19 protein-coding genes are annotated in these 25,759 nt (G+C 69.6%); 8 read left to right on the plus strand and 11 right to left on the minus strand.

All coding sequences use genetic code 11. The features are described from left to right. The first annotated feature begins 51 nt into the window (after positions 1-51). The gene (gene argE, locus P7A99_RS08670) at positions 52-1,230 is read left to right on the plus strand and encodes an acetylornithine deacetylase (protein ID WP_277793489.1); all 1,179 of its coding nucleotides are present in this window, start codon (positions 52-54) and stop codon (positions 1,228-1,230) included. Here the strand turns inward: argE and P7A99_RS08675 are convergent. Further along, a complete protein-coding gene (locus P7A99_RS08675) occupies positions 1,193-2,230 on the minus strand; it encodes a glycosyltransferase family 2 protein (protein WP_277793490.1) in 1,038 nt (345 codons plus the stop codon). The genes argE and P7A99_RS08675 overlap by 38 nt on opposite strands. 33 nt (positions 2,231-2,263) lie before the next feature. On the opposite strand from P7A99_RS08675, the gene rfbC reads away from it, so the two are divergent. The 4 genes from rfbC to rfbA all read left to right on the plus strand — a co-directional run bounded on the left by rfbC (position 2,264) and on the right by rfbA (position 5,792). Continuing rightward, positions 2,264-2,836 (plus strand): dTDP-4-dehydrorhamnose 3,5-epimerase, encoded by a 573-nt coding sequence (rfbC, locus tag P7A99_RS08680; protein ID WP_277793491.1) that lies wholly within the window; start codon positions 2,264-2,266, stop codon positions 2,834-2,836. Positions 2,837-2,977: 141 nt separating this feature from the next. Continuing rightward, positions 2,978-4,036 (plus strand): dTDP-glucose 4,6-dehydratase, encoded by a 1,059-nt coding sequence (gene rfbB, locus P7A99_RS08685; protein WP_277793492.1) that lies wholly within the window; start codon positions 2,978-2,980, stop codon positions 4,034-4,036. A 6-nt stretch (positions 4,037-4,042) separates the two neighbouring features. Then, the gene (gene rfbD, locus P7A99_RS08690) at positions 4,043-4,921 is read left to right on the plus strand and encodes a dTDP-4-dehydrorhamnose reductase (protein WP_277793493.1); all 879 of its coding nucleotides are present in this window, start codon (positions 4,043-4,045) and stop codon (positions 4,919-4,921) included. 7 nt (positions 4,922-4,928) lie between these two features. Further along, positions 4,929-5,792: a glucose-1-phosphate thymidylyltransferase RfbA gene (gene rfbA / locus P7A99_RS08695; protein WP_277793494.1), complete on the plus strand. Its 864-nt coding sequence runs from the start codon at positions 4,929-4,931 to the stop codon at positions 5,790-5,792. Here the strand turns inward: rfbA and queG are convergent. The 6 genes from queG to P7A99_RS08725 all read right to left on the minus strand — a co-directional run bounded on the left by queG (position 5,768) and on the right by P7A99_RS08725 (position 14,475). Further along, positions 5,768-6,850 carry a tRNA epoxyqueuosine(34) reductase QueG gene (gene queG, locus P7A99_RS08700; protein ID WP_277793495.1) on the minus strand — a complete coding sequence of 361 codons (1,083 nt, stop codon included), beginning with the start codon at positions 6,848-6,850 and terminating at the stop codon, positions 5,768-5,770. The genes rfbA and queG overlap by 25 nt on opposite strands. After that, a complete protein-coding gene (locus P7A99_RS08705; protein WP_277793496.1) occupies positions 6,831-7,517 on the minus strand; it encodes an FtsZ-binding protein FzlA in 687 nt (228 codons plus the stop codon). The genes queG and P7A99_RS08705 overlap by 20 nt, the downstream gene beginning before the upstream one ends. A 236-nt stretch (positions 7,518-7,753) precedes the next feature. After that, positions 7,754-9,205 carry a D-glycero-beta-D-manno-heptose-7-phosphate kinase gene (rfaE1, locus tag P7A99_RS08710; RefSeq protein WP_277793497.1) on the minus strand — a complete coding sequence of 484 codons (1,452 nt, stop codon included), beginning with the start codon at positions 9,203-9,205 and terminating at the stop codon, positions 7,754-7,756. Between the two features lie 204 nt (positions 9,206-9,409). Beyond that, on the minus strand, positions 9,410-10,297 hold the full coding sequence (locus tag P7A99_RS08715) for a cation diffusion facilitator family transporter (RefSeq protein ID WP_277793498.1): 888 nt from the start codon (positions 10,295-10,297) through the stop codon (positions 9,410-9,412). Positions 10,298-10,335: 38 nt separating this feature from the next. After that, positions 10,336-13,197, minus strand: coding sequence for a TonB-dependent receptor domain-containing protein (locus P7A99_RS08720; RefSeq protein ID WP_277793499.1), 2,862 nt, complete (start codon positions 13,195-13,197; stop codon positions 10,336-10,338). Between the two features lie 171 nt (positions 13,198-13,368). Continuing rightward, the gene (locus P7A99_RS08725; protein ID WP_277793500.1) at positions 13,369-14,475 is read right to left on the minus strand and encodes a citrate synthase/methylcitrate synthase; all 1,107 of its coding nucleotides are present in this window, start codon (positions 14,473-14,475) and stop codon (positions 13,369-13,371) included. 75 nt (positions 14,476-14,550) lie between these two features. On the opposite strand from P7A99_RS08725, the gene P7A99_RS08730 reads away from it, so the two are divergent. Both P7A99_RS08730 and P7A99_RS08735 read left to right on the plus strand, forming a co-directional pair. Then, a complete protein-coding gene (locus P7A99_RS08730) occupies positions 14,551-15,699 on the plus strand; it encodes a citrate synthase family protein (RefSeq protein ID WP_277793501.1) in 1,149 nt (382 codons plus the stop codon). After that, complete coding sequence (locus tag P7A99_RS08735; protein WP_277793502.1) at positions 15,696-16,280, plus strand: hypothetical protein; 585 nt, start codon at positions 15,696-15,698, stop codon at positions 16,278-16,280. Before P7A99_RS08730 ends, P7A99_RS08735 begins: the two co-directional genes overlap by 4 nt. On the opposite strand, the gene P7A99_RS08740 is transcribed toward P7A99_RS08735, so the two are convergent. From P7A99_RS08740 to P7A99_RS08750, 3 genes are all read right to left on the minus strand, one after another. After that, on the minus strand, positions 16,277-17,308 hold the full coding sequence (locus tag P7A99_RS08740; RefSeq protein ID WP_277793503.1) for a nucleoside hydrolase: 1,032 nt from the start codon (positions 17,306-17,308) through the stop codon (positions 16,277-16,279). The genes P7A99_RS08735 and P7A99_RS08740 overlap by 4 nt on opposite strands. A gap of 190 nt (positions 17,309-17,498) precedes the next feature. Beyond that, the gene (gene gltB / locus P7A99_RS08745; protein WP_277793504.1) at positions 17,499-22,022 is read right to left on the minus strand and encodes a glutamate synthase large subunit; all 4,524 of its coding nucleotides are present in this window, start codon (positions 22,020-22,022) and stop codon (positions 17,499-17,501) included. A gap of 18 nt (positions 22,023-22,040) precedes the next feature. Next, complete coding sequence (locus P7A99_RS08750) at positions 22,041-23,489, minus strand: NAD(P)-dependent oxidoreductase (RefSeq protein WP_277793505.1); 1,449 nt, start codon at positions 23,487-23,489, stop codon at positions 22,041-22,043. Between the two features lie 245 nt (positions 23,490-23,734). Between P7A99_RS08750 and P7A99_RS08755 the strand changes: the two genes are divergently transcribed. Then, on the plus strand, positions 23,735-24,535 hold the full coding sequence (locus tag P7A99_RS08755) for an undecaprenyl-diphosphate phosphatase (RefSeq protein ID WP_277793506.1): 801 nt from the start codon (positions 23,735-23,737) through the stop codon (positions 24,533-24,535). Positions 24,536-24,721: 186 nt separating this feature from the next. On the opposite strand, the gene P7A99_RS08760 is transcribed toward P7A99_RS08755, so the two are convergent. After that, complete coding sequence (locus P7A99_RS08760) at positions 24,722-25,693, minus strand: complex I NDUFA9 subunit family protein (protein ID WP_277793507.1); 972 nt, start codon at positions 25,691-25,693, stop codon at positions 24,722-24,724. Between the last annotated feature and the right edge of the window lie 66 nt (positions 25,694-25,759).

Genomic DNA, 25,759 nt, shown 5'->3' on the forward strand with positions numbered 1-25,759 from the left:
CCTCGCCCGCCGCGCTTGGCGGGCGGGGGCGGCGCGCTCTAGGCTCGGCGGATGGTTTCCTCCCCCGAAGCGCTTTCCGCCCGCGCGGTCGACATCCTGGCCAAGCTGGTCTCGTTCGACACCACCTCGCGCGGCTCCAACCTCGCCCTGATCGAATGGGTCGAGGCCTATCTCTCGGACCTCGGCGTGGCGTCGCAGCGCGTGCCCAACGCCGACGGGACCAAGTCCAACCTGATGGCCAGCATCGGTCCGGCCACCCCGGGCGGGGTCGTGCTGTCGGGCCATACCGACGTGGTGCCGGTCGACGGCCAGCCCTGGACCAGCGACCCCTGGACCCTGACCGAGCGCGACGGTCGGCTCTATGGCCGGGGAACCTGCGACATGAAGGGGTTCCTGGCCCTGGCCCTTGCCGCCGCGCCCGACCTCGCGGCCGGCGACCTCAAGCGTCCCGTCCACCTGGCCTTTTCCTATGACGAGGAAGTCGGGTGCCTGGGCGCGCCCGACATGATCGAGGTCATCGCCCGCGACCTGCCCAAGCCCGCCCTGGTGGTGGTCGGCGAGCCCACCGACATGGTCGCCGTGCAGGCCCACAAGGGCATCGCCAGCTACTGGGTGACAGTCACCGGCCGCGAGGCCCATTCCAGCCTCACCCATCTGGGCGTCTCGGCCAACATGGTGGCCGTCAAGCTGATGAACCACCTCGTGGAACTGTCCGAGCGGCTGGAGCGAGAGGCCGACCCGGCCTCGCCGTTCATGCCCAAGGGCGCGACCCTGACCATCGGCCAGGTCAACGGCGGCACGGCGGTGAACATCCTGGCCCGCCAGTGCCTGTTCGTCTTCGACCTGCGCACGCCGCCGGGCCTGGACCCGCAGGCCATTCTCGCCGACTTCTTCGCCCTGGCGGCGGCGCTGGACGCCGAGGTCAAGGCCAAGGCCCCGGAAGGCGGGGTCAAGGTCGAGGTCCGTTCGCTGACGCCGTCCTTCGCCCCCGAAGCGAACGGCGCGGCCGAGGCCTTCGCCCGCCGCATGGCCGGCGACAACGGCCCGGCGCGTGTGGCGCCCTATGCCGCCGAGGCGGGGCAGTTCCAGGGCGCGGGCTTTTCGACCGTCATCTGCGGCCCAGGCTCGATCGACCAGGCCCACCAGCCCGACGAATATGTCGAGATCGCCCAGATGGAGCGCGGGGCCCAGTTCATGCGCCGCCTGATCGACGACCTCGCCACTGCCTGATGACGATCCGGCGGCCGAAGAAGGCCACCGGGTCCAGGGCCATGGCCCGCAGGATGTCGACCGCCGGCGCCTTGCGGGCGGCCTGGATCTGGCGGCGCGAGGCCAGGATGGAAGCAAGGTCGGCTTTTGCGAAGGCGGCCTTGAAACCCTTCCACACCGGCCCGGCGTCGCGCCGGCGCAGGTGCAGCAGGAAGAGGCCGGCGGTGACGGCGAAGTGCAGCGGCGCGCTCCACCACAGCATCGGCGAGGGCGTGTTCTTCAGGAAGGTCCAGACCCGGTTGCGGGTGCCGTGGAACAGGGCGAAGTCCGAGCGTACGCCCAGGGTCGCCGAACCGACGTGCTCGACCTTGGCGTCGGGAACCAGCAGGGTGGGCTCGCTGTCGAGCCGCAGGCGGTAGCCCAGGTCGACGTCCTCGCAGTAGCAGAAGAACCGCTCGTCGAAGCCGCCCAGGCGCAGGAACAGGTCGCGGTCCAGCATCATCGCCGCGCCGCAGGCCGAGAACACCTCGCCCTCGAAGACCTTCGGCGTCTCCTTGCGGCGATAGCCGCCACGGAACGGGATGCCGGCCGAGGTCATGACGTCGCCGGCGCCGTCCATCAGCCCGGGCTCGTCGGCCACCAGCTGCAGGGAGGCGAAGCTGCTGACGTCCGGATGGCGCGCGGCGGCCGAAGCCAGCTTCTCCAGCCAGTCAGGATGCGGATAGGCGTCGGGGTTCAGCAGCACCAGCCAGCGGCCGCGGGCCTCCCGGGCCGCAAGGTTGTTGCCGGCCGCGAAGCCGGTGTTGGCGCCCGGCTCGATAAGCCGGATCGACGGATCGGCCTTGGCCGCCGCCTGCGGCGCGCCGTCGGTCGAGGCGTTGTCGACCAGCAGCACCTCGAAGTCGCCGAAGGTCTGCGCGGCCAGCCCGGCCAGGCAGCGCGCCAGGGTGGGGCCGCTTTGATAGGCGACGACGACGACGCTGAAGAGGGGGCCCTTGCCATCGACGGTCTGACGGGCCATGCGTGGCGCACTCGCGTTCAAAAGGTAGCGTCCATGAAGATCACGCCGACGGCGATTCCCGAAGTGCTGCTTATCACGCCGGCGCGCCATGGCGATGAGAGAGGCTGGTTCTCCGAGACGTTCCGTCAGTCGGCGCTGGAAGAAGCCGGGTTCACCGGCCGCCAGTTCGTGCAGGACAACCACGTGCGCTCGACGCGCAAGGGCATCCTGCGCGGCCTGCACTTCCAGAAGGCGCCGCACGCCCAGGACAAGCTGCTGCGCTGCGTGCGCGGCGCGATCATGGACGTCGCCGTCGACATCCGGGTGGGCTCGCCCACCTACGGCCGGTGGGTCGGGGCGGAGCTGTCGGCCGATAACGCCCAGCAGCTGCTGGTGCCCAAGGGCTTCGCCCACGCCTATTGCACCCTCACCGAGGAGTGCGAGGTGCTCTACAAGGTCACCGACTACTACGCGCCGCAGGCCGAGGGCGCGCTGCGCTGGAACGATCCGGCCGTGGGCGTGGACTGGGGGCTGCCCGCCGACCAGATCAGCACCAACGAACGGGACGCGAGCGCGCCCCTGTTGGCCGAACTGGGCGCGGCCTTCGTCTATGGCGAAGCGTTCTGAGCAACCTTCGGGCGAGGGATCCCCGGCCGCCCGATCTAGGCTATCGAGCGGTCTGAACCGATGTTATGACGCTCGCGCGTGGCGCTTATGCTTGTTTATGCTGGGTTGTTCCAAGGCCGGAGCGGCTCGGGGGAGTAGGTCGTGAAGATACTTGTGACGGGTGGCGCGGGCTTCATCGGTTCGGCCGTGTGCCGTCTGCTGGTTGGCGAAACGGGCGACCAGGTCGTCAACGTCGACAAGCTCACCTACGCCGGCACCCTGACCTCGGTGGCCGAGGTCTCGGATTCTCCCGACTACGTGTTCGTGCAGGCCGACATCGCCGATCGCGCCGCGATCCGCGCGATCTTCGAGGCGCACAAGCCCGACGCCGTCCTGCACCTGGCGGCTGAATCGCACGTCGATCGCTCGATCGTCGGCGCGGGCCCCTTCATCGAGACCAACATCGTCGGCGCCTATGTGATGCTGGACTGCGCGCTGGAGTACTGGCGCGGCCTGTCGGGCGAAGCCAAGGCGGCCTTCCGCTTCGTCCACGTCTCCACCGACGAGGTCTATGGCAGCCTGGGCGCAGACGGCCTGTTCCACGAGACCACCCCCTACGCGCCGACCTCGCCCTATTCGTCGTCTAAGGCGGCGGCCGACCACCTGGCCCTGGCGTGGTTCCATACCTACGGCCTGCCGGTGCTGGTCTCCAACTGCTCCAACAACTACGGGCCCTATCACTTCCCCGAGAAGCTGATCCCGCTGATGATCCTCAACGGCCTGGATCGCAAGGCGCTGCCGGTCTACGGCGACGGCGCCAACATCCGCGACTGGCTGTTCGTCGAGGACCACGCCCGCGCCCTGCGCACGATCCTGGAAACCGGACGTCCGGGCGAGAAGTACAATGTGGGTGGGCGCAACGAGCGCACCAACCTTCAGGTGGTCCACACCATCTGCGACCTGCTGGACGAGCTGGCCCCCAGCGCGGCGGGCTCGCACCGCGACCTGATCACCTTCGTCGCCGACCGTCCGGGCCACGACCGCCGCTACGCGATCGACGCCACCAAGCTGGAAACCGAGCTGGGCTGGCGCGCCCGCGAAACCTTCGAGACCGGCATCCGCAAGACGGTGGAATGGTATCTGGCGCGCGCCGACTGGTGGGGTCCGCTGCGCGAGGCCTATGACGGCCGTCGACTGGGCCTGCTGGCCAAGGCCGGCTGACGGGACATGGCGCGTCCGATCCTGGTTTTCGGCCGTAGCGGCCAGGTCGCGCAGGAACTCGCCCTGCTGGCCGAGCGGACAGGGCGTCCGATGACCTTCGCCGGGCGTGAGACGCTCGACCTTTCCGACCACGGTGCGATCGCGGGCCTGATCGAGGCGGTCGCTCCCTCGGCGGTGATCAACGCGGCGGCCTATACCGCGGTCGATCGCGCCGAAAGCGAAGCCGAGGCCGCCTATGCCCTGAACGTTGCGGCGCCCGGCGCCATGGCTGCGGCCTGCGCAGCGCTGGGCCTGCCTTTCGTGCACTTCTCCACCGACTACGTGTTCGAAGGGACGCTGGAGCGTCCCTATGTCGAGACCGACCCGACCGGCCCGACCGGGATCTACGGCGCCAGCAAGCTGGCCGGCGAGCGCAAGGTGGCGCAGGCCGGCGGCGCGGCGGCGACCCTGCGCACCTCCTGGGTCTACAGCCGCCACGGCGCGAACTTCGTGAAGACCATGCTGCGCCTGGCCGCCGATCGCGACGAACTGGGCGTGGTCGCCGACCAGATCGGTCGGCCGACCTGGGCGCGCGACTGCGCCGAGGCCGCGCTGGTCACGGCCGACGCCCTGGCCGCCGATCCCGCGCTGGCGGGGGTCTATCACCTGTCGGGCGCGGGCGACGCCAGTTGGGCCGACCTGGCGCAGGCCGTATTCGAGGTATCGGCCGCACGGGGCGGGCCGACCGCCAAGGTTCGCCCGATCACCACCGCCGACTATCCGACGCCCGCGCGCCGGCCGGCCAATTCGCGGCTCGACTGCGGAAAGCTCGAAGCCGCGCTGAACTGGCGCACCCGTCCGTGGCGCGAAAGCCTGACGGCCTGCATGACCGAGATGGAGCTCTAGACGTCCCATGAAAGGCATCGTTCTGGCCGGCGGCTCGGGTACACGGCTGCACCCCCTGACGCGAGCGGTCTGCAAGCAGCTGCTGCCGATCTACGACAAGCCGATGGTCTACTATCCGATCAGCACCCTGATGCTGGCGGGGATCCGCGACATCCTGATCATCTCGACGCCCAAGGACACGCCGCTGTTCAAGGACCTGCTGGGCGACGGCTCGGCCTGGGGCGTGCGCTTCGAGTATGCGGTGCAGGAGACGCCCCGCGGGCTGGCCGACGCCTTCATCGTCGGCAAGGAGTTCATCGGCGAGGACCGCTGCGCCCTGATCCTGGGCGACAACCTCTATTTCGGCCACGGCCTGTCGGAAGAGCTCGCCCGCGCCTCGACTTCGGGCGTGGGCGCCACCGTCTTCGCCTATCACGTCAATGATCCCGAACGGTACGGCGTGGTGGATTTCGACGATGACGGCCGGGCCGTCTCGCTGGAGGAGAAGCCGGAGAAGCCGCGTTCGAACTGGGCGGTGACCGGTCTCTATTTCTACGACAACCAGGTGGTCGACATGGCGCGCGACCTGCCGCCGTCGCCGCGCGGCGAGATCGAGATCACCGACATCAACCGGCTCTATCTCGACAAGGGCGCGCTGTCGGTGGCCAAGCTGGGTCGCGGATACGCCTGGCTGGACACCGGCACCCACGACAGCCTGGTCGAGGCCACCGAGTTCATCCGCGCCATCGAAAAGCGCCAGGGCCAGAAGGTCGGCTGTCCCGAAGAGGTGGCCTTCAGCAAGGGCTGGATCGACGCCAAGGCGCTGAAGGCCCTGGGCCGCTCGATGGGCAAGACCGAGTACGGCCGCTACCTCGTGTCGCTGGCCGGCTGAAGCCCGGACAATCGCGACGCCGCCCAGCCGGCGGCGTCGCGGACGGTCTCGTCGGGATCGGCCTGCAGGGGCTCGACCACGGCCATCAGCCCGCGATCGCCGCTGTTGCCGATGGCGTAGAGCACGTTGCGCACGAAGCGGTCGCGGCCGATGCGCTTGATCGGGCTCTTGCTGAACAGCGCTCGGAACGACGGATCGTCCAGCACGGCCAGCTCCGCCAGTGACGGGGTCTTCAGGCTCTCGCGGGCGTGGAACTTGGCCTCGGCCGACAGGCTGGCGAACTTGTTCCACGGGCAGGCGGCCAGGCAGTCGTCGCAGCCGTAGATGCGGTTGCCCAGCAGGGGTCTGAACTCGTCCGGAATCGGGCCGGCCAGCTCGATGGTCAGGTACGAGATGCAGCGCCGCGCATCCAGCCGGTGCGGGGCGGGGAAGGCGTTGGTCGGGCAGATGTCCAGGCACGCCCGGCACGAGCCGCAGCGGTCGAACTCGGCCGGATCCGGCGGCAGGTCCAGGGTCGTCAGCACGCTGCCCAAGAACAGCCACGAGCCGAACTGGCGCGAGACGAGGTTGGTGTGCTTGCCCTGCCAGCCCAGGCCCGCGCGCTGAGCCAGCGGCTTTTCCATCAGGGGCGCGGTGTCCACGAACACCTTCACCTCATTGCCCCAGCGGCGGTGCATCCAGCCGGCCAGCTGCTTGAGGCGCTTCTTGACCACGTCGTGATAGTCGTCGCCCTGGGCGTAGACGCTGATGGCGGCGCGGTCGCGGTGCTCCAGCTGGGTCAGCGGGTCGATGTCGGGGCCGTAGTTGACGCCCAGCACCACGGCGCTCTTCGCATCGGTCCACATGGCGGTGGGGTGGCTGCGCCGCTCGAGCGTCTCCTCCATCCAGCCCATGGCCCCGTGCAGCCCCTCGGCCACGAACTGGCGCAGCCATTGCCCGTTCGGCCAGGCGTCGGCCGCCGAGGCGAAGCCGCAGGCGTCGAAGCCCAGCGCGAGGGCTTCGCGGCGGATCTCGTCCCGGATAATTTGAGGCGTCAGATCAGAAGTCGAGGTCGTCATAGTGCGCGGCCGGCGCGAGGCCGGGCCAGCGGTCGGCCAGGATGGGCCTGAAGCACGGCCTCGATTTCAGCTTCATGTACCAGGTGCGGACCGCGGGGAAGTCCTTCCACGGCACGTCGCCGAAATAGTCGATGACGGAGAGGTGCGCCGCGCCGGCGAAATCGCCCAGGCTCATGCGGCGGCCGGCCAGCCAGTCGCGCTGCTGAAGCAGGCTTTCCATGTAGCCCATGTGATTGCGCAGGGCGTCGCGGCCTTGGCGCAGGGCGCCGAGATCAGGCGCCCCCATCCGCAGCAGGCGCTTTTCCATCTTCTCGTGCAGCAGGAAGCCGTTGACCTCGTTGTCGAACTTGCGGTCGAACCACTGCATCAGGCGGCGGGCCTCGGCGCGCTCGCCGGCCTCGCGGCCCAACAGGGCGGGTTCGGGTTCCTGTTCCTCGATATGCTCGAGGATGGCGCGGGTTTCGCAGACCACGGAGGTGCGCTGGTGGCGAGTCTCGACCAGCACCGGCGTCAGGCCCGACGGGTTCAGCGCCGTGAACTCCGGCGGCGACTCCCAATAGCGCACCTGGACCTCGGAGAACGCCACCCGCTTTTCGCCCAGCGCGAGGCGAACCTGGCGCGAGGCCGGGTCGAGCGGGAAATGGTGAAGGGTGCGTTCGACGCTCATGCCCACATGCGTTCAGGCTGCATCGTCTGATCGATGCGCCGCTTTGCTTAACAAGATATTGCCAAGCAAGGACTATTCGCCCGAATGGCCGTTTTTGAGGTGTGCGCCGCAATCCCTCTCCCCTTGCGGGAGAGGGTGGCCTGCGAAGCAGGTCGGGTGAGGGGTCTCTCAGAACCGCCCGCTCGACCCCTCATCCGTCGACTTCGTCGACACCTTCTCCCGCAAGGGGAGAAGGATCAGCTGTTCGCCCTTGCGATCAGCGCCGTGGTGCTCTGGCCTGCCTTCAGATCGGCCAGCACCACGCGGCCGCCATTGGCCAGCACCACGTCCGAGCCGACCACGGTCTCGACCGTGTAGTCGGCGCCTTTGACCAGCACGTCGGGCTTGATGGCGGTGATCAGTTCCAGCGGGGTGTCCTCGTCGAACAGGGTGACCAGGTCGACGGCCGACAGCGAGGCCAGCACGGCGGCGCGGGCTTCTTCCTTCTGCACCGGGCGGGTCGGTCCCTTCAGCCGCTGGACCGAGGCGTCGGTGTTGAGGCCCAGCACCAGGCGGTCGCAGGCGGCCTTGGCTTGCGCGAGCAGCGAGACGTGACCGGGGTGCAGGAGGTCGAAGCAGCCGTTGGTGAAGCCCACCTTCAGGCCGCGCGCCCGCCAGCCGGCGACGATCTCCAGCATCCGCTCGCGGGCGGCGATCTTTTCCTGGCCGGGATCGCCGTGGGCGCCGGCCAGAACCGCCTTCAGCTCGCCGGCGGTGACCACGTCGGTGCCCAGCTTGGCCACGACCAGGCCGGCGGCGGCGTTGGCCAGACGGGCGGCGGCCGGCAGATCCGCCCCGGCGGCCAGCGACAGGGCCAGGGTGGCGGCCACGGTGTCGCCCGCGCCCGAGACGTCGAACACCTCCAGCGCGCTGGCCGGCAGGTGAACGTGCGCCTCGCCGCGCTGCGACAGGGTCATGCCCGCCGCGCCGCGCGTGACCAGGGCGGCCGAGAGATTGGGGGCGGCGGAAAGGATCGCCTCGCCGGCGGCCTCGGCGGCCTCGTCGCCGGCGCCGGCGACGCCCGTGGCCTCGGCGGCCTCGCGGCGGTTGGGCTTGATCACCGTCGCGCCGTCGTAGCGCGAGAGGTCGCGGCTCTTGGGGTCGACGATCACCGGCTTGCCGGCGGCGCGGGCGGCGGCGATGGCGGCGGCCAGGACCTGCGGGGTCAGAACGCCCTTGGCGTAGTCGGACAGCACCACGACGTCGGCGGAGGCGAGCGCCTTCTCGAAGGCGGTCAGCACCAGGGCGGCGTCGGCCGGGTGGCGGTCCTCGCGGTCGGCGCGCAGCATCTGGTGCGAGGCGGCGACATAGCGGGTCTTCTCGGTGGTGCGGCGGCCCGGATCGACGGCCAGGGCGCTCTCCAGGCCCGGCTCGCGCTCGACCAGCGCCTGCACGGCGCGGCCGGCGTCGTCGTCGCCGATCAACCCGGCCAGAACCGCGCGGCCGCCGAGGGCGGCGACGTTGCGGGCCACGTTGCCGGCCCCGCCCAGCATGGTGGTCTCGCGCTCGATGGCGATCACCGCCACCGGGGCCTCAGGCGAAATGCGGTCGACCGCGCCATAGACGAACCGGTCGAGCATGACGTCGCCCAGCACCAGCACGGTCTTGCCGGAAAAGGCGTCGGGCAGGCGGGCCAGGGTGTCGTCCATGGAGAAGGGGCTCGTCATTGGGAGAAGGCCGCTAATTGGGCGCATAGCGGCCGGAGAGCAAGAGGCCGGCAAGATCCTCCCCCTCTGGGGGAGGTGGCCCGAAGGGCCGGAGGGGGGACGTTTTCAGCTTTCGATGGGCTGGCAGTCTCATCAAGCACACCCCCCTCCGTCGGCTTCGCCGACACCCCCCCAGAGGGGGAGGATTTATTTGCGCGGGTCTGGATGCAGCAGCACATCGGCCGTGGGGAAGGCGGCTTTCACCCGGTCCTCGGCGGCGGTCATGATCGCGTGGGCCTCCGCCAGGCTCTGGCCGGCGGCCAGATCCATGTGGCCCTGGACGTGGATGTGCGGGCCGGCCGCGCGGGTGCGCAGCTGGTGCACGCCGCCGATGCGCGGATCGTTAGTCAGCAGGGCCAGGATCTGCTCGCGTTCCTCGACCGGCAGTTCGTGGTCCATCAGCTGGTCGGCGGCCTGGCGCAGCACCCCGACCGCGCCCCACAGCAGCCAGGCGGCGACCACCAGGCCGGCGGCGGCGTCCACCCAGGTCCAGCCCAGCAGGGCGACGGCGGCCAGGCCAAGCAAGGTCACGGCGTTGGAGGCCAGGTCGGCGGCGTAGTGGGCGTGGTCGCCGGCCACGGCCACCGAGCGGGTTTTGGCCATCACCGCGGCCTGGGCGCGGATCAGGGCCAGGGTCAGGACGATCGAGACGATCATCACGCCGATCCCCCAGACGCTGTTCTCGACCGGCTTGGGGTGCAGCAGGCCCTCGATCGCCTCGCGCCCGATCAGGGCGGCCGAGGCGAAGACGAGGCCCGCCTGGATCAGGCTGGAGAAGGCCTCGGCCTTGCCGTGGCCGAAGCGGTGCTCGGCGTCGGGCGGCTCGGCCGCGTAGCGCACGGCGAAGAAGGTGATCAGCGAGGCCACCAGGTCGAGGCCCGAGTCCGCCAGCGAGGCCAGCATGGCCAGCGAGCCGCTGGCGATCCAGGCCGCCCCCTTGATGACGATCAGGATGGCGGCCGTCCCCACCGCCAAGGTGGTGATCTTGCGAGTGAGGGCCTGATGCTCGGCGGCGGAGGCGGCGGGCGCGGTCATGCTCCAAGCAGTAGCACGACCGCGTCCAAGTTCAGCCCCTACTGCCGATAGGTCAGGCGGAAGTAGAAGTAGCGCCCCGGCGCGTCATAGGCGTTGGGGTCGAAGTTGTTGAGGCCGCAGCTGATGCAGCCTGGCGGGTCCTTGTCGAACAGGTTGTTGACCCCGAAGGCCACCGCGGTGGTCTCGCCCAGGAAATCCGGCTTCCAACGCAGCTGGGCGTCGACATAGGTGCGCGAGGCCAGCTTGGCGTCGGCGGCCTGGGTCTCCTTGATCGACGACAGGTAGCGGGCCGAGGCGCTGGCGCCCCAGTTCTTCCAGTCCCAGTCGACGGTGAAGGTCGACTTGGTCTTGGGATAGGCCTGGTCGGGGCTGCCCCGCTCGGTGCCTTCGCGCGGGATCTCGGTGAAGCCGGTGGCCGTCGGCACGATCTCGGTGAATTCCAGCAGGAAGGTCGAGTACGACCGCACCGCCAGGCGGCCGAAGCTGTAGTCGGGCGAGGTCCACAAGAGGTTCAGGTCGATGGCCCGGGTCTGGATGCCGCCGATGTTGATCAGCGGGTTGGTGATCGCCGCCACCTGGCCCGAGGCCGTGCGGGTGATGGTCGAGCAGGCCAGGGCGTCGGCCAGTTCGGCGCAGCGCGACAGCAGGCTTTCCCCCGACAGCGCCTGGATCGCCGAGTCCAGCTCGATGTCGGAATAGGCCAGCTCGATCGAGCCGCCGCTCGCCCAGCTGGCTTCCTTCAGGGCCTTGGGCTCCCAGACGATGCTGAAGTTCTTGCTCTCGCTGGTCTCGGGCTTGAGGCTGTCGTTGCCGCTGGTGATCACCGACAGCTGCGGATTGAGCTGCACGTAGGACCCGCTGGCCGGCACGCCGGCGGCGACGCAGTTGGCGCGTACGGTAGCGCTGGCCGGGGTTCCGCCCGACAGGCCCAGCATGTCCGAGCAGGGGTCGGTGATCTCCTGGTCGAAGCGCGAGGCCGCGCCGTAGAGCTCGCCGATCGACGGGGCCCGGAAGCCCTGGCCCCAGGAGGCGCGCACCAGCACGTCTTCGGTCGGCCGCCAGTTGAGGCCGGCCTTGTAGATCGAGTCCGACCCCGAGGTGGAATAGTCGAACCAGCGCCCGGCGCCCGAGATCTCCAGCCGGTGGATCAGCGGCAGGTCGGCCAGCAGCGGGGCGCGCAGTTCCAGATAGGCCTCGTCGACCTTGATCTCGCCCTTGGCCGGCTGGGCGGGGATGTCCGACGACAGGCCGGCCGCGACGATGGCGTCGGGCTGGAAGTAGCCCTTGGTCTCGCGGTGCTCGTAGCCGGCGGCGAAGGCCAGCGGGCCGGCCGGCAGTTCGAAGAGGTCGCCGGTCAGGTTGGCGGTGAAGTCGTGCAGTTCCTGCTGCGAGACGTCCTGCTGGGTGAAGCCGATGTAGTCCAGCATCTGCGGAGTGATCGAGCCGACCCCGCCGAAGATGTTGAGCGGCACGCATGAGCCGGTGCAGGCCGAGAGCGGGCCCAGGGCCTGCTGCACGCGCTGGGCGTTGATGTTGCCGGTGAAGCTCTGTTCGGCGTGGTTGCGCGAGGCGGTGTAGCCGACGTCCCAGTACCAGCGGCGCGAGCCGACGGCCCAGTCGCCCGACAGGGTGGCGTTGACGTTCCAGGTGTCGACGGTCTGGGCGTAGTGGCGGGGTCCGGCCTCGATCATCCGCCGGCCGACGAAGGCGTAGGTGCCGTTGGTCAGGGTGAAGCCGAACGGGTTGAAGGGGTTGGTGGCGTCGATCGAGATGGTGTCGAGCAGGTTGCCGTTGCCGGCGTCAGGGCCGACGAACAGCGGGATCGGCGCGGCCTGGTTGGCCGATTTGCGCTGCACATAGCTGCCGCGCACCTTCAGCTTGATGCTGTCGGTGAAGTCATGGGTCACCGCCCCGAACAGGCTGACCCGCTCGGACGGGGTGACGATGTAGTTGTAGGGCTGGAAGTTGAAGCGGTCGGCGTCGCCGGCGAAATTGCGGAAGCTGCTACCCGCGCCGGTGGGATCCAGCGGCGTGTAGGTGGGCCGCACCCCGGCGGCCAGGGCCGCCTTCAGGGTCAGGTCCATGTCGTTGCCGGTGTTGGGATCACTGACGATGAACCGGCCCAGCGGCGTGCCCGACGAGCAGCCGCCCGAAAGGCACGAGGTCCCGTAGGGGCTGGGATAGAGCGAGATGTCGCGATCGGCCGACAGCACGCTCTTCTGTTTGAAGTAGCCGCCGCCGACGACGATGCTGGTCTTGCCCTCCGAGGCCCCCCACGAGACGTTGTAGTCCTGCGAGAAGCCGTCGCCCTCGCCGTAGCCGCCCACCTGGGCCGACAGCTCCAGGCCCTGCTGGCGCTCGCGGGTGATGATGTTGATGACCCCGGCTATGGCGTCCGAGCCGTAGATCGGCGAGGCGCCCTCCTGCAGGATCTCGACGTTGCGGATCATGGCGCTGGGGATGGTGTTGAGGTCGACCGCTCCCGGCACGCCCGAGGCCGAGGCCCCGCTGACCCAGCGCTGGCCGTCGACCAGCACCAGGGCCCGGCGCGAGCCCAGGTAGCGCAGGTCGATCTCGGCCGAGCCGGCGCCCACGCCGCCGCCGTCGGGCGGATTGCCGAAGTTGCCGGAGTTGTTGAACTTGGAATTGAGGCCGCCGCCGGCGGCGGGCACGCGCTGCAGCACGTCGACGATCGAGGTCAGGCCGGTCTTGGCGATCGCCTCCTGGTCGATCTGGAAGACGGTCTGGGTCTTGTCGAGCGGGCTGACGCGGATGCGCGAGCCGGTGACCACGACGCCTTCGACGTCGGTATCTGCGGGCGTCTGGGCGTGGGCCGCCAGCGGCGCGGCCGCGACGGTGGTCAGAAAGAGCGAAAGGAGTCCTTGGCCGATGCGGTTCATGCCGTCCCTCTTGCTGCGACATCCGTACGGTCAAGGTTGAACTACGGATTCGCTCGCGCTGAGGGTGAATCGGCGGTCAAAAATGTGTCAAGTTCAGCGAACTTCGATATGTGCTTTCGCTCTCATGTGTGTCTTTCGCAACAATCTTGCGCAATGGGGAAGCAGCGGCCGTCAGGCCGCCGCCCTGGGCCGGGGCCCGACATAGACCGACTGCGGACGAATGAGCTTGCCGCTGGCCTGCTGCTCGCGGGCGTGGGCGATCCAGCCGGCCGTGCGGCCCGCCGCGAACACGCAGGTGAAGGCCTGCGGCGGCAGGTCCAGCGCCTCCAGCAGCAGGGCGGTATAGAATTCGACATTGGTCTCCAGCGGCCGGTCGGGCTTGCGCCGGCGCAGGATGTCGAGGGCGGCGCGCTCCACGGCCTCGGCCAGAGCGAGGCGGCCGGGCAGGGCGCCGGCGCTCTTCGACAGCCGGGACAGGGCCGCCTTGAGGGCGTCGGCGCGCGGATCGCGGACGCGATAGATGCGGTGGCCAAAGCCCATCAGCCGTTCGCCGGCGTCCAGCGCGGTCTCCAGCCAGGGGACGGCGTTGTCGGCGGTTCCGATGGCGTCGAGCATGTCGATCACCGGTCCCGGCGCGCCGCCGTGCAGCGGGCCCTTCAGCGTCGACAGCCCCGCCAGCACCGCCGAGGCGAGGCCGGCCCGCGTCGAGGCCGCAACCCGGGCGGCGAAGGTCGAGGCGTTGAGGCCGTGATCGCAGACCGTGACCAGATAGGCGTCCAGCGCCCGGGCCTCGCCTTCGGTGGGTGTTGCGCCCCGGATCATCCGCAGGAAATCGGCGGCGTGGGGCAGGGCGGGATCGGGGGCGATGGCCTCCTGATCTTGGCGGCGGCGCAAGGTCGCGGCCGTGAACACGGCCGGGGCCACGGCCAGGGTCAGGGCCAGGGTCAGGGCGTCGCACAGGCTGTCGCCGTCGGGCAGGCGGGCCAGCAGGGCGCGCATGGCGTCGTAGGGATCGCGGGCCGCCAGGGCGTCGTCCAGCGCGGCGACCTCGGCGAAGGCCTGCACGCGGGCTTCGCCAAGGGCCGGCGCCAGGTCGGCGGGCAGGTCATCGAAGAAACCGTCCAGCAGCAGGTGGACGGCGTCCTCGAAACGGGCGCGGCCGGCGAGGTCTTCCACCGCCCAGCCGCGGATGGTCAGGCGGCCGGCCTGGCCGTCGACGTCGGAAAGCACGGTGGCGGCGGCGATCACGCCTTCAAGGCCGGCGGAAACTTGGACCATGGGAAGGTCTCCTTTCGCCCTTCATGATCGTCCGAGCGCCTTGATCGTCAATCTTGAGCAATATAATCAATGTGTATGGCTGACGATTGGCTCGATGCGGACCAGGCGATGGCGCGGCTCGGCGTGCGTCCCCAGACGCTGTACGCCTATGTCAGCCGGGGCCGGATCGAGGCCCACGCCCATCCCGACGATCCCCGCCGCAGCCTTTATCGCGCCTCCGACGTGGCCTCTCTGGCCAAACGCAAGGCGCGGGGCCGCAAGGCCGCCGACGTGGCCGCCGCCGCCATCGCCTGGGGCGAGCCGGTCCTGACCTCGGCCATCACCACCGTGCGGGCGGGGCGTCTCTGGTATCGCGGCCGCGACGCCGTGGAACTGGCGCGCACCGAAAGCTTCGAGGCTATCGGCCGGCTGCTGCGCGACGATACGGCCGAGGCCGCCGTCGCCACCGGCGCGCCCAGCTCCGCCCCGACCATCCGCGCCCGGCTGTTCGCCGATCTGGCCGCCCGCGCCGGCGAGGACCGTCCGGCCCGAGGCCGCGCGCCGCTGATGCTGGCCCAGGAGGCGGCGGGTCTGCTCGACCTGGTCGCCGACGCCGTAGCGAGACGGGTGGGCGAGGGGTTGATCCACCAGCGCTTGGCCGCCGCCTGGGGGCTCGACGCGGCCGGCGGCGACCTGGTGCGCCGCGCGCTGGTGCTTCTGGCCGACCACGAGCTCAACGCCTCGACCTTCGCCGCACGGGTGGCGGCCTCGACCGGGGCGTCGCTGGCGGCGTCGGCCCTGGCGGGTCTCTCGGCCCTGTCGGGACCTCTGCACGGGGGCATGGCCGCCCGCGTCGAGGCCCTGGCCCGTGAAGCCAAGAGGGAAGGGGCGGAAGGCGCTGTCGCCGTTCGTCTGGACCAGGGCGCGCCGCTGCCGGGCTTTGGCCATCCGCTCTATCCCGACGGCGACCCGCGCGCGGCGGCGCTGCTGGCGGCCTTCGATCCCGCGCCCGACATGGCCGCCCTGCACGCGGCGGTGGTCGCCGCCACGGGCCAGGCGGCCAATATCGATTTCGCCCTGGTCGCCCTGGCGCAGACCTTGAAGCTGCCCGAGGACGCGCCCTTCGCGCTGTTCGCCGTGGGACGGACGGCGGGGTGGCTGGCCCATGCGCTGGAGCAGGGCAAGACCGGCCGCCTGATCCGTCCACGGGCGCGCTATGTCGGACCGGGGGGACCTTCCGCATGAGCCTGTCGCATGCCCTGCTGATCGCCGCAGCGATCGTCGCGACCGCAGTCGGAACGGCTCTGTGGCGTCGCCGTCTGGAGCGTGGCGACCTGGAGCTGGCGCTCTATCCCGAGGTCGTCGGGCTGCACCGGCAGGCCGCGCAGCTGGCGACGGAACTGGCCCGCCGCCATGCCCAGGATCCAGGCCTATGGTTGGACGAAGCGTTCTTCGCCCGCTGGCGACTGTCGGCGCCGCTGGTCTATCCAGCCGCCGCGGGCGGTCTTGGCCGATTGTCCGGAGGCGCGCGCGACCGGGTCGGCTACTTCTACGCCCAACTGGCCGAGGCCCGCCTTCGTCTGGGCGAGGCCCGCGCCGCCGGCGGCGTGATCGGCTCGCCCTATCGCCTGGTCAGCAACCTGGTGCGCGCGTGCAACCACGTCGAGCCCTGGGTCGGAGCGATGGAGCGGCGTCTTGGTCCGTCGCTGCTCGCCCGCCCGAACCTGGCGGCGGCCAACGTCCTGCTTGGTGCGTTGGAAGAGGCGGGCGGCGAGCCGTTGGTCGACCCCTGGTTCTGGGCCGACACCGCTTACGAACCGGACTAACGGCCGGCGACCGCGAACTTGGCGAACATGTCGGCGAAGGTCAGGCGGGTGTCGATGGTGGTGTAGACCCGCATCGGCCGGCCGTTTGGATTGGCCTCGTACTGGGCCCGTGCGACGACGCGGGGCGTGGGGCGCACCACATAGGCGCTCGACGCGCTGTCGGGTTCGAACGACGACTGCAGCGCCGTCAGGGTCACCAGCGGGCTGTCGCCGAGGATATAGGTCTCGCCCAGGCTGATCTTGGGCGTGGAGACCACGCGCTCCAGCTGCTCCAGCAGGTAGGTCCCAAGCCTGCCCGACGGCTTGAGGCCGGCCTCGAGCTCGGCGTGGCTGATCATCAGCTGGCGATAGACGTTGCGCGGGATCTGCCAGATCTCGATGGCGGAGTCGTTGAACACCGTCTGCACGGCGGCCAGGTCGATGGTGGCGTTGTACTCGGCGTCCTTGCGGCGCGGCACGCCGGGCAGCAGGTCGTCGTGCTCGTGACCGCCGATCCAGACCAGTTTCATGCGGCCGGCGATCCTGGGCTCCAGCCGCAGGGCTTCGGCCAGATCCGTCAAGCCCGCGCCGGCGCAGTAGAACAGCGGCAGCCTGGTGTCGTCGCGCAGGGCCTCGGCGATGATCGCCTTGGCGGCCGGGGTCGCCTCGGGCTTGGCGCCGGCCGGCGGAGCGGCGTTGCGGCCGGCGATCACCGGCGGCTGCCGGACCAGCTTCATCCGCGCATAGATCGCCCTGACCTGGGCGACGGCGTTGTCGGCCTGGGTGGTCGAGCCGTCGAGGAAGTCATTCACGTGGATGTGCGAGCCGATCACCAGCGGGATCTCCACCGACGGCGAGGCCAGGTGGTGGGCCAGCTGGAACAGGCCGTCGGGATCGCCTGAAAAGTCGTTGTCGAGGATCACCCGCAGCCGGGGGCGGGCGGTCAGGGCCAGGGCTTCGCTGGAGGTCGCCACTAGGCCCAGCAGAGCCGCTCCGCCCGTCATCAGTGCGCGTCGCGACAGGGCGGTAGTCTTGGTCTCGAAGCTCACTGGAACATCCCCGACGCTGGAAATCGACGGCGGCAGATCAGCATTTCCTTGTCGCGCCGGGCAAGCGTCCAGACACAACAAAGGGGAGCGCTCGGGCCGGAGCGCTCCCCTCGTCGTGCGGCGGGCTGGGAGGCGCGCCGCGCGGCCGTCGCCCCGGAAGAAGGCGACGGATCTCGTTGCGGACGAGCCCTTAGGCCCGTTCGTGAACCGCTTCCTCGGCCGCCAGCGGCTGGGGCAGGCGGCTGATCATTTCCTTCGGGCAGACCTGCCAGAAGAGGTCGCGGGCGCGGTCCCAGTCACGCAGCAGGCTCTCGGCGAAGGCCGAGTCCGTCTCGCGGGCGTGTTCGGCGATCAGCGAGCGCAGCACGCCTTCCCAGTAGGGCGAGGCCAGGCGCTGCACGACGATGCTTTCCGGGTTGAAGTTGGCCGAGAAGCGATCGTGCTGGTCGAGCACGAAGGCCATGCCGCCGGTCATGCCCGCGCCGAAGTTGCCGCCCGTCGGGCCAAGGATCACCACCTGGCCGCCGGTCATGTATTCGCAGCCGTTGGCGCCACAGCCCTCGACCACCGTGGTGGCGCCCGAGTTGCGGACGGCGAAGCGCTCGCCGGCCTGGCCGGCCGCGAACAGGCGGCCCGAGGTGGCCCCGAACAGCACGGTGTTGCCGATCAGGGTGTTGGTCTCGGGGGCCGCCAGGCCGCGCGGCGGCTTGATGGTGATCGTCGCGCCCGACAGGCCCTTGCCGACATAGTCGTTGGCCTCGCCGGTCAGCTCGATGCGCAGGCCCTGCACCGCGAAGGCGCCGAGGCTCTGGCCGGCCGAACCCTTGAGCTGGACGGTCAGGTGACCGGCCGGCAGGCCCTTCATGCCGAACTTGCGGACGATGTGGCTCGAGGTGCGGGTGCCGATGGTGCGCGCCGTGCTGCGGACCGTGTAGGTCAGCTGCATCTTCTCGCCGCGCTCCAGCAGCGGGGCGGCGTCGCGGACGATCTGGGCGTCCAGCGTGTCCGGCACCGCGTTGCGGCCCTCGACCGTGTTGTACGGCTTGTTCGAGCCAGGGTCGGCGCGAACCAGCAGCGGGTTCAGGTCGAGGTCGTCGAGGTGCTCGCCGCCGCGCGAAACCTGCGCCAGCAGGTCCGTGCGGCCGACGATTTCCTGCAAGGACTTGAAGCCCAGGCCGGCCAGGATCTCGCGCACTTCCTCGGCCACGAAGGTGAAGAGGTTGACGACCTTGTCGGGCGTGCCGGTGAACTTGGCGCGCAGCGCCTCGTCCTGGGTGCAGACGCCCACAGGGCAGGTGTTGGAGTGGCACTGGCGCACCATGATGCAGCCCATCGCCACCAGCGAGGCGGTGCCGATGCCGAACTCCTCGGCGCCCATCATGGCGGCGATGACCACGTCGCGGCCGGTGCGCATGCCGCCGTCGGCCCGCAGGACGACGGAGTGGCGCAGGTTGTTCAGCGTCAGCACCTGGTTGGCTTCCGACAGGCCCATCTCCCACGGACCGCCGGCGTACTTCACCGAGGTCTGGGGCGAGGCGCCCGTGCCGCCGACGCCGCCGGCGACCAGGATCACGTCGGCCTTCGCCTTGGCCACGCCAGCGGCGATGGCGCCGATGCCGGTGGCCGCGACCAGCTTCACCGTGACCCGGGCGATCGGGTTGATCTGCTTCAGGTCGTAGATGAGCTGAGCCAGGTCCTCGATCGAGTAGATGTCGTGGTGCGGCGGCGGGCTGATCAGCATCACTCCAGGGGTGGAGTGACGCAGACGGGCGATCATCTCGGTCACCTTGAAGCCGGGCAGTTGCCCGCCTTCACCGGGCTTGGCGCCCTGGGCGACCTTGATCTCCAGCTCGACGCACTGGTTCAGGTACTCGGCGGTGACGCCGAAGCGGCCCGAGGCCACCTGCTTGATGGCGCTGTTGGGGTTGTCGCCGTTGGGCAGCGGCTTGTAGCGCGCGCTGTCCTCGCCGCCCTCGCCCGAGACCGAGCGGGCGCCGATGCGGTTCATGGCGATGTTCAGCGCGCCGTGCGCCTCGGGCGACAGGGCGCCCAGGCTCATGCCCGGCGTGACGAAGCGCTTGCGGATCTCGTTGACGCTCTCGACGTCGTCGGTCGAGATCGGGTTGCGGTCCGAGCGCCAGTCGAGCAGGTCGCGCAGCTGGATCGGCTTTTGCGTGCGCAGGCCCGAGGACCAGCGGCGATAGAGCTCGTAGTCGCCGGTGTCGCAGGCGCTCTGCAGGGTGTGCATGAGGCGCGCCTCGAAGGCGTGAGCCTCGCCCGAGCGGCGCGACTTGTAGAGGCCGCCGACCGGCAGGGTGACCGCCGACAGCGACCAGGCCTTGCGGTGCAGCTCGACCGTCTTGCTCTCGATGCCGGCCAGGCCGATGCCCGAGATGCGCGAGGGCATGCCGGGGAAGAACTCGGCGGCCAGGGCGCGCGACAGGCCGACGGCTTCGAAGTTGTAGCCGCCGCGGTACGAGCTGATGACGCTGATGCCCATCTTGGAGATGATCTTCAGCAGGCCGCCCTCGATGGCGCCCTTGAAGTTCAGGCACACGTCGCGCAGCGTCTTGTCGCCGGCCAGACCCCGCTCCAGGCGGTCCTGGAAGCTTTCCTGCGCCAGATAGGCGTTGACCGCCGTGGCGCCGACGCCGACCAGCACCGCGAAGTAGTGCGTGTCGAGGCATTCGGCTGAGCGGACGACCAGCGAGACGTAGGAGCGCAGGCCCTTGTTCACGAGGTGGGCGTGCACGCCGCCGGTGGCCAGGATCATCGGCAGGCCCACGCGGCCCTCGTCGCTGGCCTCGTCGGTCAGGACGATGGCGCCGCAGCCGCGCAGCACGGCGTCCTCGGCCTCGGCGCGGATGCGGTCGAGGTTGGCGCGCAGGGCGTCGCCGGCGCGGGCTTCCTCGGCCGGCAGTGGCATGGTGCAGTCGATGACCGCGACGTTCTTCTCGCCCAGCAGCTCGCGGATGCGGATGTACATGCCGGTGGTCAGCACGGGGCTTTCCAGCACGTAGACATCGGCCTGGGCGGCGTCCTGGGCCAGGATGTTGCCCAGGTTCTTGAAGCGGGTCTTCAGGCTCATGACGCCGGTCTCCCGCAGGGGGTCGATCGGCGGGTTGGTCACCTGGCTGAAGTTCTGGCGGAAGTAGTGCGACAGCGGGCGGTACTTCTCCGACAGCACCGCCAGCGGGGTGTCGTCGCCCATCGAGCCGACGGCTTCCTTGCCGTCCTCGACCATCGGGGCGAGGATCATTTCCAGGTCTTCGAGGCTGTAGCCGGCGGCGGCCTGGCGACGGGTCAGCTCCTCGCGGCCGTAGCTGCGCGGTTCGGGGCCCGGCGCGATCTCCTTTTCGAGATCGACCATGTTGCCCAGCCACTCGGTGTAGGGGTGGCGGCCGGCCAGTTCGTCGACGATCTCGTCCTCGCCGTAGAGCTTGCCCTCGCCCAGGTCGATGGCGATCATCCGGCCCGGCGCGATGGCCAGCTTGCGGGTGATGCGGCTTTCCTCGACGCCGCACATGCCGGCTTCCGAGCCCATGATGACCAGGCCGTCGTCGGTATAGGCCACGCGCAGCGGGCGCAGGCCCGAGCGGTCCTTGCCGGCCACGACCCAGCGGCCGTCGGTGGCGCACAGGGCGGCCGGACCGTCCCACGGCTCCATCACGGCGTTGCAGTAGGAATAGAGCGCCTTGTGCTCGTCGCTCATGTTGGGGTTGGACGCCTCGGGCACCAGCAGGGCCTTGGCCATAGGCGCGTCGCGGCCGGCGCGGACCAGCACCTCGAAGGTGTTGTCCAGGCTGGCGCTGTCCGAGCCGCCCGGCTGGATCACCGGCTTCACGTCGTCCCCGAACTCACCGAAGGCGTCGGCCGCCATCTTGATCTCGTGGGACTTCATCCAGTTGATGTTGCCCTTGATCGTGTTGATCTCGCCGTTGTGGGCGAGCATCCGGAAGGGCTGGGCCAGGCGCCACTGCGGGAAGGTGTTGGTCGAGTAGCGCTGGTGGAAGATCGCCACCGCCGCGGCGAAGCGCTCGTCCTTCAGGTCCGGATAGAACTCGTCGATCGACTCGGCCAGGAACATGCCCTTGTAGATCAGCGAGCGGGCCGAGAACGAGCAGATGTAGAAGTCGCTGATGTTCTGGCCGTGCACGCGCTTTTCGATGCGCTTGCGGCACAGGAACAGGGCGCGCTCCAGCGCCTCGCCCTCCAGGCCGGCCGGCGGGGCCAGCATGATCTGCTCGATTTCCGGACGCGTGGCGTTGGCCTTTTCGCCGATCACCGAGGTGTCGACCGGCACCTGGCGCCAGCCGTAGATATAGAAGCCGAAGCGCAGGGCTTCCGCCTCCACGATCGTGCGGCAGGCCTCCTGGGCGCCGAGATCCGTACGCGGCAGGAACACCTGGCCGACGGCGATCGGGCCGGGGCGCAGGGCGTGGCCGGTGCGGCGCACCTGGTCGATGAAGAAGTCTTGCGGGACCGAGACGAGCACGCCGGCGCCGTCGCCGGTCTTGCCGTCGGCGTCCACCGCGCCGCGGTGCCACAGGGCCTTGAGGGCCTTGATCGCCAGCTCGACGACTTCCCGGCGGGGCTGGCCGTCGATGGCGCAGACCAGGCCGACGCCGCAGGCGTCGCGTTCCATCGACGGATCGTAGGCGTGGCCGTCGATCAGGGTCTGGCGGTTCTTCAGATAGAGGTCGATCTGGCTCATGGTCTGATCTCTCTTTCCTTATTCCGCCGCGATCAGCGCGGGCGCGCCGGCCTTGGCCTTCAGGTAACGGTGCATGGCGTCGGCGGCGTCGCGGCCGTCCTTGATCGCCCACACCACCAGCGAGGCGCCGCGAACGATGTCGCCGGCGGCGAACACGCCGTCGAGGTTGGTCATCTGGTGGCGGACGTCGGCCTTGACCGTGCCCCAGCGGGTGGTCTTCAGGTCCGGCGCCTTCCAGAGGTCCGGCAGGTTCTCCGGCTCGAAGCCCAGGGCCTTGACCACCAGCTGGGCCGGACGGTCGAAGTCGCCGCCGGGGATCTCTTCGGGGCTGCGGCGGCCCGAGGCGTCCGGAGCGCCAAGACGCATGCGGATGGCCTTCACGCCGGTGACGGCGTCGGCGTCGCCCGACAGGGCGCGCGGGGCGGCCAGCCATTCGAAGGTGACGCCTTCTTCCTCGGCGTTGGCCACTTCGCGCAGCGAGCCGGGCATGTTGGCCTTGTCGCGGCGATAGAGGCAGGTGACCGAGGTCGCGCCCTGGCGGATGGCCGTGCGCACGCAGTCCATGGCGGTGTCGCCGCCGCCGACCACGACCACGTCCTTGCCTTCGGCGTTGAGTTCGCCGCTGTCATAGGCCGGGACGTCGTCGCCCAGGGTCTTCTTGTTGGAGGCGATCAGGTAGTCGAGCGCGGGCACCACGCCCTTGTCGCCACCGCCGGGCACGGCCAGGTCGCGCGCGGCATAGACCCCGACGGCGATCAGCACCGCATCGTGCTTGGCGCGCAGGTCTTCGAGAGTGGCGTCCTTGCCGACCTCGAAGCCGAGCTTGAATTCGACGCCGCCGTCGGCCAGGCGCTGGGTGCGGCGCTCGACGACGTCCTTCTCCAGCTTGAAGCCGGGGATGCCGTAGATCAGCAGGCCGCCGGCGCGGTCGTGGCGGTCATAGACGGTGACGGCGTAGCCCTGCTCGCGCAGCTTCTCGGCGGCGGCCAGGCCGGCCGGGCCGGCGCCGACGATGCCGACCGACTGGCCGCGATCGGCGGCGGCGACGAGCGGCTTCACCCAGCCCATCTCCCAGGCCTTGTCGGTCAGGTAGCGTTCGACCGAGCCGATCGTCACGGTGCCGTGACCCGACTGCTCTATGACGCAGTTGCCTTCGCAGAGGCGGTCCTGCGGGCAGATGCGGCCGCAGACTTCCGGCATCGAGTTGGTGGCCTGCGACAGGGCGTAGGCTTCCTCCAGCCGGCCTTCGGCGGTCATCCGCAGCCAGTCGGGGATGTTGTTGTGCAGCGGGCAGTGGGTTTGGCAGTAGGGCACGCCGCATTGCGAGCAGCGCGAAGCCTGCTCGGTCGCCTTGGCGTCGATGAAGTCAGCGTAGATCTCGTGAAAGTCGCCGTTACGCTCTTCGGCCGCCCGCTTTTCAGGCGTGCGACGCGCGACGGTGGTGAATTTCAACATGCGCTCGGCCATGCGCCTTCCCTCGCCCCCGTTGCCGGGGAAAAATTTGCTTGCGGGGGCCTAATACGGACTCTTCAGGGCAATAAGAATGCGGTGGTAAAAATATTGGACGAATATATCCGTGATGACGGCATGGTCATTGCGAGCGACTCGCAGATATGCCCTAAATTGGTCCACTTTATGGATAAACCCTTTCTTTACCGTGTCGGGCGCACGCCCGTTTCCGCTCGTAAGCGCCTGTTACATAAGGGAATGACATGCCGGATTGGCTGATCGCGATCGTGTTGGGCCTGATCGAGGGCCTGACCGAGTTCATTCCCGTCTCGTCGACCGGTCACCTGCTGCTGGTCGGCCACTTCCTGGGCTTCCACAGCCCCGGCAACACCTTCCAGGTGCTGATCCAGCTGGGCGCGATCCTGGCGATCACCAGCGTCTATTTCGGGCGGCTGTGGGGTCTTCTGACGACCCTGCCGACCAATCCCGGCTCGCGCCGGTTCGTGATCGGCATCCTGCTGGCCTTCCTGCCGGCGGTGTTCGTCGGCGTGCTGGCCCACGACTTCATCAAGACCGTGCTCTACGAGAGCCCGGCTCTGGTCTGCACCACCCTGATCGTCGGCGGCTTCATCCTGCTGGGTCTCGACCGCATGAAGTTCGAGCCCAAGCATACGGACGTCGCCGACTATCCGCTGAAGACCGCCTTCATCATCGGCCTCTTCCAGTGCCTGGCCCTGGTGCCCGGCGTCTCGCGCTCGGGGGCGACCATCGCCGGCGCCCTGCTCCTGAAGTGCGACAAGCGCTCGGCCGCCGAGTTCAGCTTCTTCCTGGCCATGCCGACCATGGCCGGCGCCTTCGCCTACGACCTCTACAAGAACATCGACCTGCTCAGCACCAAGGACATGGGGATCATCGGCCTGGGCTTCGTCGCCGCGCTGGTCTCGGGCGTGTTCGTGGTCAAGACGGTGCTGAACTTCATCACCCGCCACGGCTTTGCGCCGTTCGCCTACTGGCGGATCGCGGTCGGCGTCGTCGGCCTGGCGCTGCTCTACATTCCGCGCTGATCCGTCCGCGGCCCTTCTCCCCTTGCGGGAGAAGGTGTCGGCGAAAGCCGACGGATGAGGGGTTTCTCAAAAGCAAAACGCCGCGACGGCCGATCAGCTGTCGCGGCGTTTCTGTGTGTGCGACCCCTCACCCGACCTCCCTTCGGGAGGCCACCCTCTCCCGCAGGGGGAGAGGGAAGGTTTGGATCAGAACGCGCCGGCCGGGGTCGGGGCGTACTGGCCGCCCTTGCGGTAGCGGTAGAGGTAGGACGGCACGACGGCCTCGACGGCGGTCGGGGCGATCCCCAGGTCGGCCAGGCCCTTGGCGCCCGGCGCGACGACATTGTCGCCGGCCTTCAGCAGGGCGACCTGGTCGGTGGTCAGCGGCGGGGCCAGCGGCAGCAGCGAGGCCTGGATGTCGCCCAGCTTGCCCACCAGGCCGGCGACCGGCCAGGGCAGGGGCGCCAGCACGCGGGCGCGGCCGGTCTCGGTCAGGACGAGCTCGAGCAGTTCCTTGAACGAATAGACGGCCGGGCCGCCCAGTTCGTAGGTCTGGCCCTGCGCGCCCGGGGTGGCGATGATCTTGGCGATGGCCGCGGCCACGTCGCCGACGAACACCGGCTGGAACTTGGTGGCGCCGCCGCCGACCAGCGGCAGGGCCGGGGCGCTGGCGGCCATCTGGCCGAACTTGTTGAAGAACTTGTCGTCCTGGCCGAACACGATCGACGGACGCACGATGGTGGCGGTCGGGAAGGCGGCGCGAACGGCGGCTTCACCCTCGGCCTTGGTGCGGGCGTACTTGGCGGCCGAATCGGCGTCGGCGCCGATGGCCGAGACCTGCACCAGGCGCTTGACGCCCGCGGCGGCGGCCTGTTCGGCCACGGTCTTGGCGCCCATGGCGTGCAGGCTCTGGAACTGCTGGCGGCCGCTTTCCCAGAGCACGCCCACCAGGTTGACGGCCGCTTCGGCGCCGTCGAGCGCGCGGGCCACCGAGGCCTCGTTGCGGACATTGGCCTGGATCACCTCGATCTGGCCGACGTCGCCCAGCATGCGCATGCGGTAGGCGAGATTAGGCTGACGCACGGCCACGCGTACGCGGTAGCCCGACTTGGCGAGGGCGCGCACCACCTGGCTTCCAACGAAGCCCGAGCCGCCAAACACCGTGACCAGACCCTGCATCTTCCATTCCTCAGTCGCTGCGATGAAGGGGGGATTAGACGAGCCTGGGGATGTTCGCAAGAAAAG

Origin of the sequence: Caulobacter endophyticus (assembly GCF_029543245.1) — a bacterium.
Classification (GTDB): domain Bacteria; phylum Pseudomonadota; class Alphaproteobacteria; order Caulobacterales; family Caulobacteraceae; genus Caulobacter; species Caulobacter endophyticus_A.

Coding starts and splice junctions, on each gene's coding strand:
- P7A99_RS08705 (WP_277793496.1), bottom strand. CDS start 7,517: ATGAGCGTCGAACGCACCCTTCACCATTTCCCGCTCGACCCGGCCTCG.
- P7A99_RS08755 (WP_277793506.1), top strand. CDS start 23,735: ATGCCGGATTGGCTGATCGCGATCGTGTTGGGCCTGATCGAGGGCCTG.
- gltB (WP_277793504.1), bottom strand. CDS start 22,022: ATGAGCCAGATCGACCTCTATCTGAAGAACCGCCAGACCCTGATCGAC.
- rfaE1 (WP_277793497.1), bottom strand. CDS start 9,205: ATGGACGACACCCTGGCCCGCCTGCCCGACGCCTTTTCCGGCAAGACC.
- rfbD (WP_277793493.1), top strand. CDS start 4,043: ATGGCGCGTCCGATCCTGGTTTTCGGCCGTAGCGGCCAGGTCGCGCAG.
- P7A99_RS08750 (WP_277793505.1), bottom strand. CDS start 23,489: ATGGCCGAGCGCATGTTGAAATTCACCACCGTCGCGCGTCGCACGCCT.
- P7A99_RS08675 (WP_277793490.1), bottom strand. CDS start 2,230: ATGGCCCGTCAGACCGTCGATGGCAAGGGCCCCCTCTTCAGCGTCGTC.
- P7A99_RS08730 (WP_277793501.1), top strand. CDS start 14,551: ATGGCTGACGATTGGCTCGATGCGGACCAGGCGATGGCGCGGCTCGGC.
- rfbA (WP_277793494.1), top strand. CDS start 4,929: ATGAAAGGCATCGTTCTGGCCGGCGGCTCGGGTACACGGCTGCACCCC.
- P7A99_RS08715 (WP_277793498.1), bottom strand. CDS start 10,297: ATGACCGCGCCCGCCGCCTCCGCCGCCGAGCATCAGGCCCTCACTCGC.
- P7A99_RS08720 (WP_277793499.1), bottom strand. CDS start 13,197: ATGAACCGCATCGGCCAAGGACTCCTTTCGCTCTTTCTGACCACCGTC.
- P7A99_RS08735 (WP_277793502.1), top strand. CDS start 15,696: ATGAGCCTGTCGCATGCCCTGCTGATCGCCGCAGCGATCGTCGCGACC.
- P7A99_RS08725 (WP_277793500.1), bottom strand. CDS start 14,475: ATGGTCCAAGTTTCCGCCGGCCTTGAAGGCGTGATCGCCGCCGCCACC.
- argE (WP_277793489.1), top strand. CDS start 52: ATGGTTTCCTCCCCCGAAGCGCTTTCCGCCCGCGCGGTCGACATCCTG.
- P7A99_RS08760 (WP_277793507.1), bottom strand. CDS start 25,693: ATGCAGGGTCTGGTCACGGTGTTTGGCGGCTCGGGCTTCGTTGGAAGC.
- rfbC (WP_277793491.1), top strand. CDS start 2,264: ATGAAGATCACGCCGACGGCGATTCCCGAAGTGCTGCTTATCACGCCG.
- queG (WP_277793495.1), bottom strand. CDS start 6,850: ATGACGACCTCGACTTCTGATCTGACGCCTCAAATTATCCGGGACGAG.